General features: G+C 29.9%; 20 protein-coding genes. All 20 read right to left on the bottom strand.

The features are described 5' to 3' along the window. Positions 1–5 precede the first annotated feature (5 nt). From flhB to fliF, 20 genes are read right to left on the bottom strand one after another with little or no spacing between them, the layout of a single operon-like run. Positions 6–1,127 carry a flagellar biosynthesis protein FlhB gene (gene flhB, locus U880_RS0108065; protein WP_024655525.1) on the bottom strand — a complete coding sequence of 374 codons (1,122 nt, stop codon included), beginning with the start codon at positions 1,125–1,127 and terminating at the stop codon, positions 6–8. Next, positions 1,124–1,912, bottom strand: coding sequence for a flagellar biosynthetic protein FliR (gene fliR, locus U880_RS0108060; RefSeq protein ID WP_024655524.1), 789 nt, complete (start codon positions 1,910–1,912; stop codon positions 1,124–1,126). Before fliR ends, flhB begins: the two co-directional genes overlap by 4 nt. A gap of 15 nt (positions 1,913–1,927) precedes the next feature. Then, on the bottom strand, positions 1,928–2,191 hold the full coding sequence (gene fliQ, locus U880_RS0108055) for a flagellar biosynthesis protein FliQ (protein ID WP_024655523.1): 264 nt from the start codon (positions 2,189–2,191) through the stop codon (positions 1,928–1,930). Positions 2,192–2,199: 8 nt separating this feature from the next. Then, a complete protein-coding gene (fliP, locus tag U880_RS0108050) occupies positions 2,200–2,964 on the bottom strand; it encodes a flagellar type III secretion system pore protein FliP (protein WP_024655522.1) in 765 nt (254 codons plus the stop codon). A 9-nt stretch (positions 2,965–2,973) separates the two neighbouring features. Next, positions 2,974–3,606 (bottom strand): flagella biosynthesis regulatory protein FliZ, encoded by a 633-nt coding sequence (locus U880_RS0108045; protein ID WP_024655521.1) that lies wholly within the window; start codon positions 3,604–3,606, stop codon positions 2,974–2,976. Continuing rightward, entirely contained in the window at positions 3,599–3,943 is a 345-nt protein-coding gene (gene fliN, locus U880_RS0108040; RefSeq protein WP_014696160.1) for a flagellar motor switch protein FliN, read from the bottom strand. Before fliN ends, U880_RS0108045 begins: the two co-directional genes overlap by 8 nt. Before the next feature lie 46 nt (positions 3,944–3,989). Then, a complete protein-coding gene (gene fliM / locus U880_RS0108035; protein ID WP_024655520.1) occupies positions 3,990–5,048 on the bottom strand; it encodes a flagellar motor switch protein FliM in 1,059 nt (352 codons plus the stop codon). A 19-nt stretch (positions 5,049–5,067) separates the two neighbouring features. Beyond that, the gene (fliL, locus tag U880_RS0108030; RefSeq protein WP_024655519.1) at positions 5,068–5,601 is read right to left on the bottom strand and encodes a flagellar basal body-associated protein FliL; all 534 of its coding nucleotides are present in this window, start codon (positions 5,599–5,601) and stop codon (positions 5,068–5,070) included. Positions 5,602–5,645: 44 nt separating this feature from the next. Then, complete coding sequence (motB, locus tag U880_RS0108025; RefSeq protein ID WP_024655518.1) at positions 5,646–6,434, bottom strand: flagellar motor protein MotB; 789 nt, start codon at positions 6,432–6,434, stop codon at positions 5,646–5,648. After that, on the bottom strand, positions 6,434–7,219 hold the full coding sequence (locus U880_RS0108020; RefSeq protein ID WP_024655517.1) for a motility protein A: 786 nt from the start codon (positions 7,217–7,219) through the stop codon (positions 6,434–6,436). Before U880_RS0108020 ends, motB begins: the two co-directional genes overlap by 1 nt. Then, entirely contained in the window at positions 7,216–7,437 is a 222-nt protein-coding gene (locus U880_RS0108015) for a flagellar FlbD family protein (RefSeq protein ID WP_014696162.1), read from the bottom strand. Before U880_RS0108015 ends, U880_RS0108020 begins: the two co-directional genes overlap by 4 nt. 17 nt (positions 7,438–7,454) lie before the next feature. Continuing rightward, positions 7,455–8,780: a flagellar hook protein FlgE gene (gene flgE / locus U880_RS0108010; protein ID WP_024655516.1), complete on the bottom strand. Its 1,326-nt coding sequence runs from the start codon at positions 8,778–8,780 to the stop codon at positions 7,455–7,457. Between the two features lie 4 nt (positions 8,781–8,784). Then, positions 8,785–9,225, bottom strand: a complete 441-nt coding sequence (gene flgD / locus U880_RS0108005; protein ID WP_024655515.1) for a flagellar hook assembly protein FlgD — start codon at positions 9,223–9,225, stop codon at positions 8,785–8,787. A gap of 12 nt (positions 9,226–9,237) precedes the next feature. After that, positions 9,238–10,407 (bottom strand): flagellar hook-length control protein FliK, encoded by a 1,170-nt coding sequence (locus U880_RS0108000; protein ID WP_024655514.1) that lies wholly within the window; start codon positions 10,405–10,407, stop codon positions 9,238–9,240. 3 nt (positions 10,408–10,410) lie between these two features. Further along, positions 10,411–11,025, bottom strand: a complete 615-nt coding sequence (locus tag U880_RS0107995; RefSeq protein ID WP_024655513.1) for a periplasmic-type flagellar collar protein FlbB — start codon at positions 11,023–11,025, stop codon at positions 10,411–10,413. Beyond that, a complete protein-coding gene (locus tag U880_RS0107990; RefSeq protein ID WP_024655512.1) occupies positions 11,018–11,449 on the bottom strand; it encodes a hypothetical protein in 432 nt (143 codons plus the stop codon). The genes U880_RS0107995 and U880_RS0107990 overlap by 8 nt, the downstream gene beginning before the upstream one ends. Continuing rightward, on the bottom strand, positions 11,446–12,753 hold the full coding sequence (locus tag U880_RS0107985) for a FliI/YscN family ATPase (protein ID WP_024655511.1): 1,308 nt from the start codon (positions 12,751–12,753) through the stop codon (positions 11,446–11,448). The genes U880_RS0107990 and U880_RS0107985 overlap by 4 nt, the downstream gene beginning before the upstream one ends. 16 nt (positions 12,754–12,769) lie before the next feature. Continuing rightward, positions 12,770–13,690, bottom strand: a complete 921-nt coding sequence (gene fliH / locus U880_RS0107980) for a flagellar assembly protein FliH (protein ID WP_024655510.1) — start codon at positions 13,688–13,690, stop codon at positions 12,770–12,772. A gap of 14 nt (positions 13,691–13,704) precedes the next feature. Then, positions 13,705–14,739: a flagellar motor switch protein FliG gene (gene fliG, locus U880_RS0107975; RefSeq protein ID WP_024655509.1), complete on the bottom strand. Its 1,035-nt coding sequence runs from the start codon at positions 14,737–14,739 to the stop codon at positions 13,705–13,707. A gap of 15 nt (positions 14,740–14,754) precedes the next feature. Then, entirely contained in the window at positions 14,755–16,461 is a 1,707-nt protein-coding gene (gene fliF, locus U880_RS0107970; RefSeq protein ID WP_024655508.1) for a flagellar basal-body MS-ring/collar protein FliF, read from the bottom strand. Positions 16,462–16,464: the final 3 nt, after the last annotated feature.

The following is a 16,464-nucleotide window of genomic DNA, read 5'->3' as shown; positions in this document are numbered from 1 at the left end:
AACCTCTAATTAAATTTTTTAGCAATAGAATATACCTTCACAAGAATTTTAGAAACAATTTCCCAATATTCCCTTGGAATCTCTTCATTAATATCAACATTAGCATAAAGCTCCCTTGCAAGTGGCTTATTTTCCACTATAGAAACATTGTTTTCTCTTGCAATTTGTTTAATTACAAATGCAATTTCATCTTGCCCCTTTGCAAGTACTTTAGGTGCTAACATAGTATTGCTATCCCATTTAATAGCAACAGCAAAATGCTCTGGATTTGTAATTACCACATCTGCTTGAGGAACTGCTACCCTCAAATTAACATTTAAAATTTCTCGCATTCGCTCCCGCATTCTAGAACGAAGCAGAGGATCTCCTTCCATTTCCTTTCGCTCTTGCTTGATTTCTTCTTTTGTCATTTTCAAATTCTCAATATAACGAGCTCTTTGAAAAAGATAATCTAGTACACTAAGACCCATCAATACCATCACTGAAAAAAAACATATTCTATAAGCAAGACTTAATATTACAGAAATACCGCCTTCAAGGCTATACTCAGGCATTTTTGAAATTTTACCTATATTGCTTTTCAGCATAATATAATATATAAAAGATATTATAGCAATTTTCAATAAACTTTTAAACAAATTAAAAAAGGCATCAACTGAACCAAAAGAATTTTTCATCCATTTTGAAAAATTTGGGTTGATTCTATCCCATTTAGGCGCTATAGGCTTAAGAGTTATGACAAAGCCAACTTGCATAATATTAACTAAAAATCCAACTATAAAAGACACTATAAAAAATATACTTACATATCTAAACATAGGCCTAATATACGCAAAACTTAATGAATAAATACTAATTGACATTACTTCTGGTAACTTACTAGCCTGCCATTTAAAAATATCCATTAATTCTTGAGCAAAATAAGATAACATAAAAAAAAATACAGCAAACAATATAAAAAGAGAAATAGATGAATTAATTTCTATTGATTTTAACACTTGACCTTCTCTTCTTGCTTTTTGTTTTCTTTGCTCAGTAGGAACTTCAGTTCTGCCCTCATCCTCTGATGCAAAAAAATTAAGAGGTATATACCAACTTTTATTTAAAAATTCATCTCTAGTATTCATCTTAAAGTCTCAGAAAATAAATTCAATGCATTACGCATAGATTCTAAGCTAAGTTCAATTACTCTTTTAACAGATATTACAAAACTTGGAAAAGTAATATATAAAATAATTAATCCCAATCCCAAAGAAATCGCAAAACTAATCATTAATAAATTAATTTGAGGAGATGTTTTGGAAATTATACCTAAAATTAAATATAAAAGTAAAAGAACTCCTAATATTGGAAGCGACATTATTAAAGATTTTTCAAAAAGAATAGCAAAAGAATAAAATACTAACTTTATAAATTCATAATTCTTTATATTAACCATGTTCTCAACTCTAACATTTAAGACAGAATCATAAACCCCAATAACTAAAAAACGAAATAAAAAATCATTAGATAAAAACACAATCAAAAAAAGATAAGTAAATATTTGAGATATTACCAAATTATCCTCTTCTGCAAAAACATCAAAAATATTTGCATAAGCAAGTCCCATCTGATTTGAGAAAAAAAAACCAAGTAAATGAAACACATTAAAAATAATACTTACAAAAAAAGCTTGAATAAGTCCTAAAATAGCCTCTCCTAGCAATATTAATACAAATGCTGTCAAATTATTCAAAGGATAAACAACATTTACCTTATCTACAATAATAATGGACAAAATCAATGCAAAGAAAAAATTTAAATAACCCATTTTAATAGTTGAAAAAAAAGGCGAAAATCTTAAAAAAACAAAAATCCTAATAAAAATAGGTAAAACCACAAAAGATTTCAAAATCAAAAAATCTATATTCATAAATTAATCCAGAAATTACATATTTTGTATCTGATTAAAAACTAAAAACGTAAATTGCATAAGCTTCTTTAAAATCCAAGGTCCAAATATCACAAGAACTAAGAGTATTATAATAATTTTGGGAATAAAACTAAGTGTTTGATCTTGAATCGAAGTAACAGCCTGAAAAATTGAAACTAAAAGACCAACTATAAGAGCTGTAATTAACATTGGAGCTGAGAGAATAATAATATTTTCAATAGACATTTTAATCAAATAAATAATTTGTCCAGTTGTCACTTATAGCCTCACATAAAACTTTTAATAAGTCCACTAGTAATCAAAGTCCAACCATCCACCATAACAAAAAGTATAAGCTTAAATGGTAATGATATTATTACGGGTGGCAACATTATCATACCCATTGCCATTAAAACTGCGGCTACAATAATATCTATTATTATAAATGGTAAAAAGATCAAAATGCCCATTTTAAAAGCAACTTTTAGTTCATGTAAAATAAAAGATGCAATAAGAACATGTGTTGGAACTTCACTAAAGTTATTAGGTTTAGAATAATTACTAATACTCATAAATAATCTAATCTCTTCATGCCTACTATTAGACATCTGTTTATACATAAAATTTCTAAGTGGAGCAATTCCTCTATCATAAAATTCATTAAAATTTATTTTAGAATCTCTCAAAGGTAAATATGCATCCTTATATATTATGTTAAAAGTTGGCCACATAGTAAAAAGAGTTAAAAATAAAGCCAATCCCATTATTACCTGATTAGGTGGTGATTGCTGAAGTGATAATGCTCTTCTAATAAAATCCAATACTATTGCTATTCTTAAAAAGGAAGTCATTAAAACCAAAAAAGCCGGAGAAAGCGTTATGATGCTTAATATTAATAAAAGTTGCAAAGGAAAAACTATGCCACCACCAAACGAATTTAAAAAATCAACAAATGGAAAATTCAATCCAGTAGTAGGTTGTAAAGACTTGGTTTGAGAAAATGCAAAATTTACAACTCCAAATAACAACAAAAAACTTAATTTTTTATTCAAATTTAACCTCTAAAACTTTTTTAATCTATCCTGTTTACTTTTCAAAGAAGTCTCAATATCATTTTCCAACTCTGCATATTCATCATGATCATCAATAAATGGTTTATCTTTCTTATTATTGCGTAATATTTTATTAAAAATTGACCTAAATGAATTTATATTACCACGGCTATTAATCTTATTAAGTTGAAATTCTAAATTCTCCAACTCTTCACCTGATGTTATCTCCTTTAGTAAAATAGAAGAACTATTTGATACTAAAAATACATAAACATTGCCTAACACATTAACAATCCTTATAGAATTTTTATTATCTATCTCATAAAAAGCAAGTTCTCTTATTAAAGTCGACACATCATTATTTTTAATTTTTTTATAGCCTAAAATCATTTTCTTAAATAAAAATATAAAAATAACAAAAAAAAGAAAAAATAAAACCAAAGTAAATAAATCTGTAACATTAAAAAGAGATATGCTTTGTATATCCTGATTATCTAAAACAACCTTATTATCATCAAATATTGGCAAATTAACTTCATTTTCTAATTTAGAAGTAATATTTAAATCACTCTCATTATCCTGTGAAAATAAATTTTCTGCAAAAAATACAATAAAAGTGAAAAATAAAACTAACCTACTCATTTTTAATTTTAATTATTTCGGTAATTCTGACACCAAAATTCTCATCAATTACAACAACCTCTCCTTTAGCTACTATTTTTCCATTTACCAAAATATCTACAGGTTCACCAGCAAGTTTATCAAGTGTAATGATCGTCCCTTCAGACATAGCAAGTATATCTTTTATTTTACGTTCAGTCCTACCAAGTTCAACTGTAACTTGCATAGAAACATCCATTAAAAGACCAAAATTACTAGGATCAACACCTTCAGGCAAAGAATCAATCAAATCAGGAAGCTTAACACCCTTTATCTCAGGTTTTTCTTCACTAACATCATTCTTATCATCTACATCCATTATTTACCTCTCTATTAAACTCATTAAAACATCAAAACTCTTTAAGTTATTCAACTTCTTCTGTAAGTTCTTTCAACAAATCAAAATCCTCTACCTCACCAACTTTTCTTGTAATTTGAACTGAAATTTTATTACCAACAAGCCCCATTCTACATTTAAATTTTTCTTTAGTTCCTACTTTTAAAATCAAATCTTTATCTATTGAAGAATTTTCAAGATTAATAACATCCCCTTTCTCTAAAGACAAGATTTCTCTTACCTTTAATTTCACTTCTCCTATCTCAGCCACCAAAGGCATATTTGTATATTCAAGTTTTTCTCTAAGTACATCAAGATTTTCACTAGTAGTTCCCACACCAATTAAGGAATGCCAATATCTTGTTGAAAGTTTAGATACAATAGGTTCTATTGTAATATAAGGCAAACAAAAATTCATAAGTCCTTCAACTTTACCTATCTTAACTTCAAGAGTAACCAAAATAACCATTTCTGTTGGAGGAACTATCTGAGCAAATTGAGGATTAACTTCTATGTGTCCAAACCGAGGCCTTAAATCAACTACTTGAGACCAAGCCTCTCTCATATTAGCAAGAATACGAATAATAACACTTTCCATTACAGATTGTTCTATTTCTGTTAAATCCCTACTCTTATCTTTAATGGTGTCACCATCTCCCCCAAAAAGCCTATCAACTATTGCAAATGCAATAGTTGGGTCAACTTCAAATATAGCAGAACCTTTAAGAGGATCCATATTAATTATTGCTAAGGTAGTAGGATTTGGAATAGATCGAATAAATTCTTCATAAGTCAACTGATCAACTGAAGCTACATGTACATGAACCATTTTTCTCAAAAGAGCTGAGAGTGAAGTTGTAGTATATCTTGCAAATGCCTCATGAAAGCTTGATACTGTTCTTACTTGTTCTTTTGAAAATTTATCTGGTCTTTTAAAATCATACACTTTAACTTTTTGTTTCTTGCCCATAGGGCTAGATATAATATTAGAAAGCGAATCATCTGATGATAAATTATCAGATGAATTAATAGATTCTAAAAGACTATCTATATCATCTTGTGATAATGCTCCCGGATTACCTGCCATTTAAAATTCCTTTTAAAAATCACATATCAAAAATATCAATTTGCGTCAATGCTATCTCTTTTATTTCACCATTTCTAAGGATACTATTAATTCTGGCCTTAATTTCTGCTTTAATCTGACTTTCATTTTTTATCTCTTGGCCTGTTCTTTGACTAAAATATTCTCTTATAATATCTTTTAAGCGCACCTTCTGTCGTCCAAGTTCACTTAAAATATTAACATTATTCTCAGCATAACCTAGTGCAAGTTTTATTACAAAAGTTTTTGGAGGAGTATCTTGCGTAGTTCCCCTAATTTCATCTATGCTTTCATACCATATAAGCATAGGAGGCTTTCCTAAATATTCATTAGAAAAGATTGGAAAATTATTAGGCGCTCCACTTTGACTTACTACCATCTTAGAAACAAAATAAGAAACTATTATCATGATAACAACAGTAAATAGTCCTATTGCTAATATTTGCAAAATCCTTATTATCACATCAGGTAGTAGGCCTATTTTTTTACTATCAGAACCTCCTACATCCATGCTATCATCATCTTTTTCAGACATATTACCCTCCTATAAATTTCTTATTTCATTACTAAAAAATACTATTATTGCTTAATACCTTTAGCAAAACTTAAAGAAGCATCACTAGTAATCAAAATATCTATTCTTCTATTATAAGCTCTACCCTCAGGAGTATCATCAGTAGCAACTGGCCTACTACCTGCAAATCCAGATACCTCAAATTTACTCTCAATACTTTTTATTTTAGAATGATCAGTATAATTTAAAATCTGCTCTAACATGTTTACTGCTCTTGCTGATGAGAGTTCCCAATTACTTTTCCAAATACCATTTATATTAACATCGACATTATCTGTATGTCCTTCAATTTTAAAATTATATCCTTGATTATCTAAAAACCCAATAAAAGAAGCTATCTTTTGTATAACATCTCTATTATCATCAAGTTTCACCTCAGCACTAGCTGAATCAAAAAAAGCATCTGCTAAAAGAGATACAATAACACCTCGTTCATGTTGTCTTACAACAACCTTATTAGACTGGATTTTTTCAACGAATTCGATAATAGATTTATTTTTAGCAGCCTGAGAAGCTTGTTTATTTTTAGCAGTAGAAGGCAAAGACATAAAGCTATTACTTAAATAAGAAAGCTTATCAATATCCAAAGTCTTACCTCCCTTAAAAAATCCAGAACCTGTAAAAGAAGCTGACATTATTTTTAAAACATTTTCCCTCACAATAACATCATTTAACGAAAACATAGTAACAAAAAAAACAAGTAACAGAGTTACCATATCTCCATAAGTCACCATATATTCAGGAGCACCACCCTCTTCACACTTTGAACGTTTCTTTTTGGTTTTAAATATCATTATTCACCCCCAAGAACACCACTACCAAGTTGATTTCTATCTTTAGGAGTTAAAAATGTTACAAGTTTTTGCTCCAAAATTCTAGGATTGTCACCCGCTTGAATTGATAAAATACCTTCAACTATCATGGCCCTGACTGATGCTTCCTCAAGATCTATAGACTCTAATTTAAGTTGAATAGGAGTCAGCATTAAATTTGCCATTATTGTACCATAAAGAGTTGTAATAAGAGCAACGGCCATAGAAGAACCAAGAGCTGATCTGTCTTCTAAATTTCCAAGAAGAGCAATAAGTCCAATAAGTGTACCTATCATCCCAAAAGCAGGAGCAAGTTTTGCCCAAGTTCCAAAAAGATCTGCACCAACTTTATGTCGCTCTTGCATCTGTTCAAGTTCAAGAGAAAGCATAGTTCTAATTATCTCTGGATCAGTACCATCAACAACAAGTCTCATTCCAGATTTAAAAAAAATATCATCAATTTGATCAAGTTCATCATCAAGAGATAAAAGTCCTTCTTTCCTAGCTTTTTCTGAAAGTTCTACTAAAGTTTTTATAATAGGAATTTTACCAAAAGAATTTCTTTTAAAGAAAAATCCTAAATATGTAGGTATTCTCTTAACAATAGGAACTTCTGAAGAAGCCACAAGCGCAGAAAAAGAACCAACAATAGTAATAAACACAGAACTTAAGTCCCAAAAAACTCCTAATCCTGTAGGAGTAAATGCCATAGATATTAAAATAGCACCAAATCCAACTCCCCATCCAATTATACTAGCCAAATTCATAATTCAACTCCCTTATTCTCTTGTGTAATTCTATCTAACAAAGCAATTTCTCTCCTATACATTTTGATTTTATTGACCACATCTGCCACACTTTCTTTGACAACCAATTTCTTACCATTCATAAGTAAAATTGTAGTATCAGGATTAGCTTCAATACTCTCAATATGAGAAGGATTTAAATAATAACTATCTCCATTAAGTTTAGTTACATAAATCATAAACTAAAACAAAAAAATTAACTCTTAAGCCTTACAAGCTCTTGCAATAACTGATCTGAAGTAGTTATAGTCTTAGCATTAGCTTGAAAACCTCTCTGAGTCACTATCATATCTGTAAACTGTTCAGCAAGATCAACATTTGCCATTTCTAAAACTCCTGACCTAATAGTACCGAGTCCTGCAAAACCAGTCTCACCTATTCTAGCTTGGCCTGAATTACTAGTTTCAGTAAAATTGGTATCACCTGCTTTTGCAAGACCCCCAGGATTAACAAATGAAGCAAGAGCAATCTTTCCAATAGTGCGTCTAATGCCATTTGAATAAACTCCTGTAATAACACCATTTTGATCAATTTCATAATTTTCCATATATCCCATACCATACCCATTTTGAACAATAGCTTTTGTAGTACTTGCATCAGCAAATTGAGTAATTGAATCAGCATAATTACCAACAGTTCCAAGTCTAAGGTTAACAGTCTGCTCGCCACCTTCTCCAGCATTAGCATCAATAACACCAAAAGTTATAGGAAACTCAAGCAAATCTCCTGGTTGACCTGCTTGACCATTTAAAGAAAGCAATGCTCCCTCATTATTAAATCCCATTGTAAAATTAGAATTTTCTTCCCCATTAACTAAAACTGTAGCATTCCATGTATTAGGAGTAGCTGCATCCTTTAAAACTCTAAGTTCAACAACATTAGTATTCCCAAAAGAATCATAAATGGTTTTATTGACAACCCAAGTACCACGAGCAACATCTACTTCGTTTGCACCTTCTTGAACTATAGGTAATCTCTTATCAAGATTGCAAGCAAAAGTAATGTATTCAGTAGCTTTAGCACCTTCTTTATCTCCAATAGGAATAATCAAATCCCTAACATCAGAAGATGTGTTTAAAACTTGCTCTCCTCCAACAGATTCTGCCATCCAACCTTGAATTCTCATACCATTTGCTGGATTTACAAGATGTCTATTAGAATCAACATCAAATGCACCTGCTCTTGTATAAAAAGAATTATTACCATCCCTTAATATAAAAAACCCATTACCACTAATTCCCAAATCAGAAGCTTTTTGGGTACTTTGAAATGAACCCTGAGTATGAATAGTATCAACAGCAGCAACAGTCATTCCAAGACCAATCTGCTTTGGATTAACACCTCCACGTCCATCAGTAGGACGAGATGCTCCAGAAATACTTTGAGATATCATGTCTTGAAAATTAACTCTTCCTTTCTTAAAACCAATGGTATTAACATTTGAAATGTTATTACCAACAACATCCATTCTTGTTTGATGGTTCTGCAACCCAGAAACACCAGAATATAAAGATCTCATCATATAATTACTCCTCCAATCCTACTGATAAAACATTATTATAAACATAATATTTTCCATCAACCATAATTTGTGGATTTACTCCTGTCTTTACATTTGTAACTTTACCTTTAATAATTTTTCCATCAACATTTTCAAATTCAACTATTTTCCCTAATAAATTCAAATCTTTATTCACACCAAGAATAGATGATAAATTTTCAAAAGATTTATTCATATTTGTCATCTGTTCAAGTGCCGAAAACTGTGCCATTTGAGAAACAAATTCTTTATCTTTCATTGGCTCTGTAGGATCTTGATATTTAAGCTGAGTAAGAAGTAATTTTAAAAAATCATCCCTGCCCAAATTACTCCCCTTAATATCTCTATCTCTTTTTAATCCAACATTAACCATTTTTCTAGACTGCCCCACATTAACCAAATTGTCAATATTACTAATCGTATCCATCTATCCTCCATTTTAAACAATTAAATTAACATTTTCCTCTAAATCACCAGAAAATTCAACATAATCTTCAATTCTAAAAACCTGACTCTCCTTTAAAGGATGTCGATGACCCTCAACATCATCCTTAAAATTACTACCAGAAGAAAATCCAGAACCACTACCTGCAAGAGAAAGATTTAAACTAGTATTAAAACCATTATCATTTAACATCTTGTTGAGTGAATACATATTTTGTTCAAAAAGAGTCCTAACATTATGATTATCAACTATTATCTTTCCTAATAAATTATTATTAGAATCAAGATTTAAATTAATTCTTATACTACCAAGTTTTTTAGGTTTTAAGATCAACCTAATCTCTCCTGTATCATTCGATTTTAACACAATTTTAGTCTTATTCACAATATTACGATTAACTTTCAAATTCCATTCTGACATCAAATTATCATCAATTTGATTTAAAAAAAATTCTTTTATATTTCTTACACTAGAACCAGACAGATTATCCATAAATTCGCTAGAACTATCAAATGTTTCCTTAATAGCATATTTTCCAACATAACTATCATTATCAACTAATTTAAATCTAGAATTTGTATTCAAAAATTCCTTAACACCACTATTCTTCTTAAAATTTTTCACATCAATGCTAATCAAATTTTTTTCTTTTTCTTTATTCTTTTTTACAATACCCAAATCTCCATATTCCAAATCAGTACAAGTATTGAAAAAATCAGAATTAAAAACCAAATTTAAATCGCCAATTAAAATAGTAAGCTCAGATAAGACCTTCTCAACATTACTTAATATTTCTTTTCTATCAATAAATTCAGAATCAAAGGATAAATTTTCTCTTAAATTTTTCAAACTCTCAAAATCAAATAAACTTCCTGTTTTTTTAAGCAAGGATTTTAAGTCAGACATAAAATCTTTATCTTTAAATTTTTCCAAAATAAAAGAATGATTTAAAGAAAGATTTTTAGAGTTTTTATTTATAAGACCGTTACTCTTTAAAAATTCTAACAATGAACTTCTCAAGTTAAACATACTCTGAATTTCTGAGGAAATAAAATTTGCAAAACCACCCTTTTTATCTTGACTTAATAAACCACCATTTATAAAATTAAAACTTTTATTTAATTTTGATAAATTAGCATCAATAATCTTACTTAAATTACTCATACATTACTCCAATGAACTAACAGACATTTTTCTAATCAACACAGCAGCCTTCTTAGAATCCATAAGAGACAACCAATAAGGCACAATAGATACCCGTCCTTCTTTTTTAGCTATATCTTCTACTTTACGCATATAAGATATAGCAATCTCATCATTAAGTTCTTCAATTCTTTTAACTGCATCTTCTGGTGGCATATTAACCAAATACAAAGCAGCCTGTGCAAAATTCGCATCCTCATCTCTATACTTGTTAACAATATCATCAATTAACTTTTGTTTTAAATCCAAATCTTTCTGTTTTTGATTAAGTTCCGCTTCCAATTTATTTAAATTATCTTCCCTTTTCTTTAATTCCTCTCTCAATTTTTCAACTTGTTGACTCTTAATATAAATGGCCTCTTTTTCTTTTATCATCCTAATCTCATCAAGACTAATATGTGTATAATCAAGTAACTGCTCATCATCTTTAAAAAATAAAGTTCTAATATACTTGGGCAAATAGTCTCTAGTATGATATATACCAAATAAATCTGTTAAAAAAAAAGAAAGTCCTAAGAAAAAAATAACCAAAAATAACCACAAAAAAAATCTAAATAAAAATAACAAATAATTATTCATTATTCTTTCCTAATTTCTTACAAATCTTATAATTAACATATTCGTCTAAAGACAAAATCTCACTTCTTATTTTATCTTTAATTATAGTATTATTTAAAGTTTTTATTAATATGTCAACCTTTTTTTCTTCTTCATATTTTTTAAAATAAACATCATAATATTTATTATACTCTCTTTTAAGCTCCTCAAGCTTTTTTATCTCCTCTTTTTGTTTTAAAGAAATATAATCCAAATAATTTCCTTTCAAAAAAAGGTCTGCACTACTTAAATTAGCAAGTCCTTTAATAATACTTTCTAAAAATTCTTCTATTTTTACAATTTTATCATTAACATTCATCAAATCATTCTCACTAACTTTTCTATTATAGGTCTTAATGGTTAATATTTTTTCAAACTTTTTTTTCTTTAAAATTAAATCAGTCAAGCTAATATTTCTCTCATTTCATTATCCAAATTTTCAAAATCACATTCTTCTTGCATCCCTTGGGATAAAAAATCAACAATTTTTGGATATTTTGCAATAGCTAAATCAACTTCTTTATTAGAACCCTTTACATAAATCCCTGTTTTAATTAAATCCTCATAGCTTTTATAAATTGATAACAAATTCCTAATTTTAGATATCAATTTTTGTTTCTCAAAATTGACTATTCTATGAAGAGATCTTGAGGTTGAATTTAAAATATTTACCGAAGGGTAAATTCCTCTATCAGACAAATCTCTATCTAAAATAATGTGTCCATCCAAAACAGCCTTCATATTATCAGATATAGGTTCACTCAAATCATCACCCTCAACAAGTACAGTATAAAATCCTGTAATACTACCTTTTGCATTAAGTCCTGAACGCTCAAGCAAAATAGGAATTTCCACAAAAACAGACGGAGGATATCCTTTAGTAGCAGGTGGCTCTCCCATCGAAAGACTGATTTCCCTTTTAGCATTTGCAAATCTTGTAATTGAATCAAACAATAACATAACATCCATTCCACGATCTCTAAAATATTCAGCTACTAATGTTGCTGTATAAGCCCCCTTATATCTTGAAATAGGAGACTCATCAGAAGTTGACACAATCAAAACGCTTCTATTAAAACATCCATTTCCAAGCTCATATTTAATAAATTCATTAAGTTCACGACCTCTCTCCCCAATAAATGCAATAACATTAACATCTGCTTTTGAATTCTTAGCAATCATACCAAGCAAAGTAGACTTGCCAACACCAGCACCTGAAAAAATACCTACACGTTGTCCCCGTGCCACTGGCAAAAATCCATCAAGCACTCTAACCCCAGTAACTATTTGCTCAGTAAAAACACCTCTATCTAAAGGATTAATACTACTAAAACTCAATTCTTTGTAATTATTACCAAAAAACGGACCTTTGTTGTCAATAGGCCTCCCTAACGAATCAATTACCCTTCCAAGCAATTCATCACTAAGATTAATTTGAGGCTTTTTATTTAAGGAATAAACTTTATCTCCAACCTCAACTCCATCAAATCCTTCATAAGCCATAAGGCTAACACAAGACCCATTAAAACCTAAAACTTCCGCATATATTTTTTTTCCACAACTCTGCTCAATTAAACATAAATCACCAATACCACATTTTGGGCCCAAACTTTCCAGCAAAAGTCCCTTAATTTTTTTGACCCTACCAATAAGAGATATAGTATGAATATCATCCAATATACTTGAATAACTTTCAAAAAAATTATCCATCAAAATTCCTCAGCCTCTAGAATATAGAAGAAAAATTTTTAAATCTCTCCTCTATCCTATCAAGTTGAGATGAAATTCGCGCATCTATCTCACCAAAATCAGTCTCAATAATACACCCACCCTTTCCTATATTAACGTCCTCAACAATTTCAAGATTTTCTATAAAATCAAATTTAGAAATAAATTCATGTTTTTGATGACTTACAACATCTATATCATCGAAATTTACACGAATAACAATACTAGTTTTACTTTTTATTTTTTTCAAAGCCTCATTTACATTTTCTATAACAACACCTTTTTGAGAATCTACAATTTTTTTAACTACTTTAACTGCTATTTGCATTACAAGATTCATTATGTGCTCACCTGAGGACTCAAGAATTTCCTTTCTTTTTGCAATCAAAGAAGATATGATACCATTCAATTTCCCAAGTATTTTATCAAAATCTTCACGTCCCTTTTGAAACCCATCATCATATCCTTCATTTCTCCCTTTTTCAGTCTCAATTTCAAGTTCTCTCTTTAATTTTGCTTCATGTTCTTTAATTATTCTTTGAATTTCCAAATTAGATTCTCTCTCAATTGCTCCTTTTTTATCTTCAGCCTCTTTTTGTAAACTTTCAGCTTTTTCATTAGCCAAATTCACTATTTCCTGAGCCTGCTCCCTAGCTTTTTCAAGAATTTTAGAACATTCAGCATCCATTTCTGACTTAATAACTTCATGTTCATGTTCAAGTTCTTCTTGTAGTCTTGCCTTTTGACTCATTAAAGTTTCAAGCTCATTACGAAGTTTAACATTACGACTCTCAAAATCAAAAATTTCATTTTCTTTTCTCTTAACTTCTAATGATTTAAAGAGAGGATTTGAAATTTCAACAAACTCTAACTTTACTGCATTTACAATTTCTTTTGATTTATATAAAACCTTAGGCAAATACAACTCCTTTATTAAATAAGCACATCTTCCTCACCACCTCTAGAAATTACTATTTCACCCTGCTCTTCTAATTTTCTAATAAGAGAGACAATTTTTTGTTGAGCTTCCTCAACATCTTTACGTCTAGTAGGACCCAAAAATTCCATATCTTCTTTAAGCATTCCAGCAGCTCTCTTAGACATATTTTTGAAAATTTTTTCTTGCACAGGAATATCAACTGATTTTAAAGCTTTTGCCAATTCCTGACCATCGATTTCTCTTAAAATACGCTGTATTGATCTGTCATCAAGAAGAACAATATCTTCAAATACAAACATTTTCTTCTTAATTTCTTCCGCAAGCTCAGGATCTTCTTCTTCAAGAGATTCAATAATAAATTTTTCTGTTTTACGATCAGCCATATTAATTATTTCAACAACATTATCAACACCACCAGCTGAAGTATAATCTTCTGAAGACAAAGAAGCTAATTTTTTTTCAAGAACTCTCTCAACCTCTCTTACAACTTCAGGAGAAGTTCTATCCATCAATGCTATTCTTCTGGCAACATTAGTTTGAATTTCAGTAGGAAGACTAGAGAGAATAAATGAAGCCTTTTGAGGATCAAGATATGAGAGTATCAAAGCAATTGTTTGTGGATGTTCTTGTTGAATAAAGTTTAAAATATTAGCAGGATCTGCTCTTCTAACAAATTCAAAAGGTCTTGATTGCAAAGCAGAACCTAAATTATTAATAATATCCACTGCCTTTTGAGTACCAAGTGCTTTCTCAAGAAGTTCTCTAGCATAATCTATACCACCCTTTTGAATAAATTCTTGAGCCATCATTAATTCTTTAAATTCTAAGAGAACACTATCTTTAAGCTCAGAAGTCACAACATCAAGTCTTGCTATTTCAAAGGTTAAAGACTCTATTTCTTCTTGAGAGAGATATTTAAATATTTTTGATGAAATATCAGAACCTACTGAAACTAATAAAATAGCAGCCTTTTGTTTTCCTGTTAAAGTAGAAACACCAAATATTTCTTTTTCCTTTTGATCTTCCATATAAACTATTATCCTTTACACATTCTTCAAAATCCATGTCCTAATAAGCTTAGCAACATCTTCGGGCTTCTCTCTAGCTAAAATTTCAGCATTACTTTGAAGTTCATCCTCTTCCCTAAATCCACCAACAACATCATCAACTCCAATATCATCACCATCCATTAATGCCTGTTGACGTCTTAAATGTGCTTGTCTTGCAAATTCTTCTTCTCTAAGACGTCTTCTCCTCTCAAGTTCTCTAGAGATAATGAAAAACACTGTAAATATTAATATCAATAAAGCAATTATTATACTTACAACAAAAACAAGAAATTTAAATTTTTCACTTGCAAAATAATCTTCATCTATTTTTCTAAATTCACTTACTCTATCAAAGACAATATTTCTAACAGTAATTGAATCACCTCTTTCTGGTTTATACTCAAAAGAACTCTGCAAAACATCAGTTATACTCTTTAAAGTCTCATCAGAAATAGGCTTATATTCCCTTTTGCGCATCCCATTTTCCATAACAAAATTTCCAGACTCATCATAAACAAAGTCCCAAATACCATCTATAAAAATTCCAAGCGAAATCCCAGAAACTCTAGCAGGCTCTTTTTCACTTAAAGATTTTTTTTCATTAAGGGCAACATTTTTTATCTCTTTAAATTCATTTGATTTTCCAATAATATCGCTCATATCCCGGTATTCAGGAGGAGTATTACCTTCCTGTCCAGGAGGACCCCATGGACTGTAACCTTGTCCTTCATACTCTCTCTTATGTACTTGAGAAGAAATTAACGTAGAGTCACTCACTTTTCTTGTATTATAAGAAACTTTTGGATCTTGAGGTTCAAGCTCAATAGGAGCATACTCTTTAGATTCTGTAGTTTGCTTTGAAGTATCTAATGTAACATTAACCCTTGCAATCATAAATCTATCACTAGACAAAACCTTACTTAAAGCAAAATCAATTTCATCACGAAGCATAGATTCATATTTTAATTTAAGCTTTCTTTCCTTCTCAGCTAAATCAATCCTATCAACACCATCTAAATTAGAAAAATCATTTAAAATGGTTCCTTTATTATCAACAATAACAATATTATCTGCTTCAAGACCTTCAACAGCATATTGAATTAACTTAACAAGACCTTCTACTTTTTGGCGATTAGTTGCAATATCAGAACCAGGTTTAGGCGTAATTCTAACAGATGCCCTCACAGATTCTTGTGATTCTTTAAAAAGAGCTTTCTCTGGCATAACAAGATTAATACTAACAGCATCAACATCATCAAGAGCAACAATATGTTGCTCAACAGCTCTTGTAATTGATCTTCTAAGATTAATATTTCTCTCAAAATCAGTAATAGTCCATCTATCAATATCAAAAAGAGACCAAGGATCCATATGCATAGGAATAAGCTCTTCTCTTACAAGAATTGCTCTTATTCTCTTAGACATATTTTCATCACTTAAGTAAATTCTTCCATCAGCAGTAATAGTATACTTTGCATTCTCTCTATCCAATCTCTGCACTATTTTATCCAACAAATACTGATCCTTAATAGCAATACCAAAAAGAGCAATACCCTGTTTTCTAGTAGAAAAACTCACCAAAAAAATAAGTGATAAAATTATAAATAAAGCAACAACTCCAAAAGCCACTTTCTGAACCATAGTAGCTTTTTTTAAATTTTTACTTACTGATGCAAAAAACTTAGTAATAAAATTGTTCAAATT

This window comes from Borrelia hispanica CRI (genome assembly GCF_000500065.1).
Lineage (GTDB): Bacteria > Spirochaetota > Spirochaetia > Borreliales > Borreliaceae > Borrelia > Borrelia hispanica.
The sequence above is the reverse complement of the archived record's forward strand: the minus strand, read 5'-3'. Positions and strand labels throughout refer to the sequence as shown.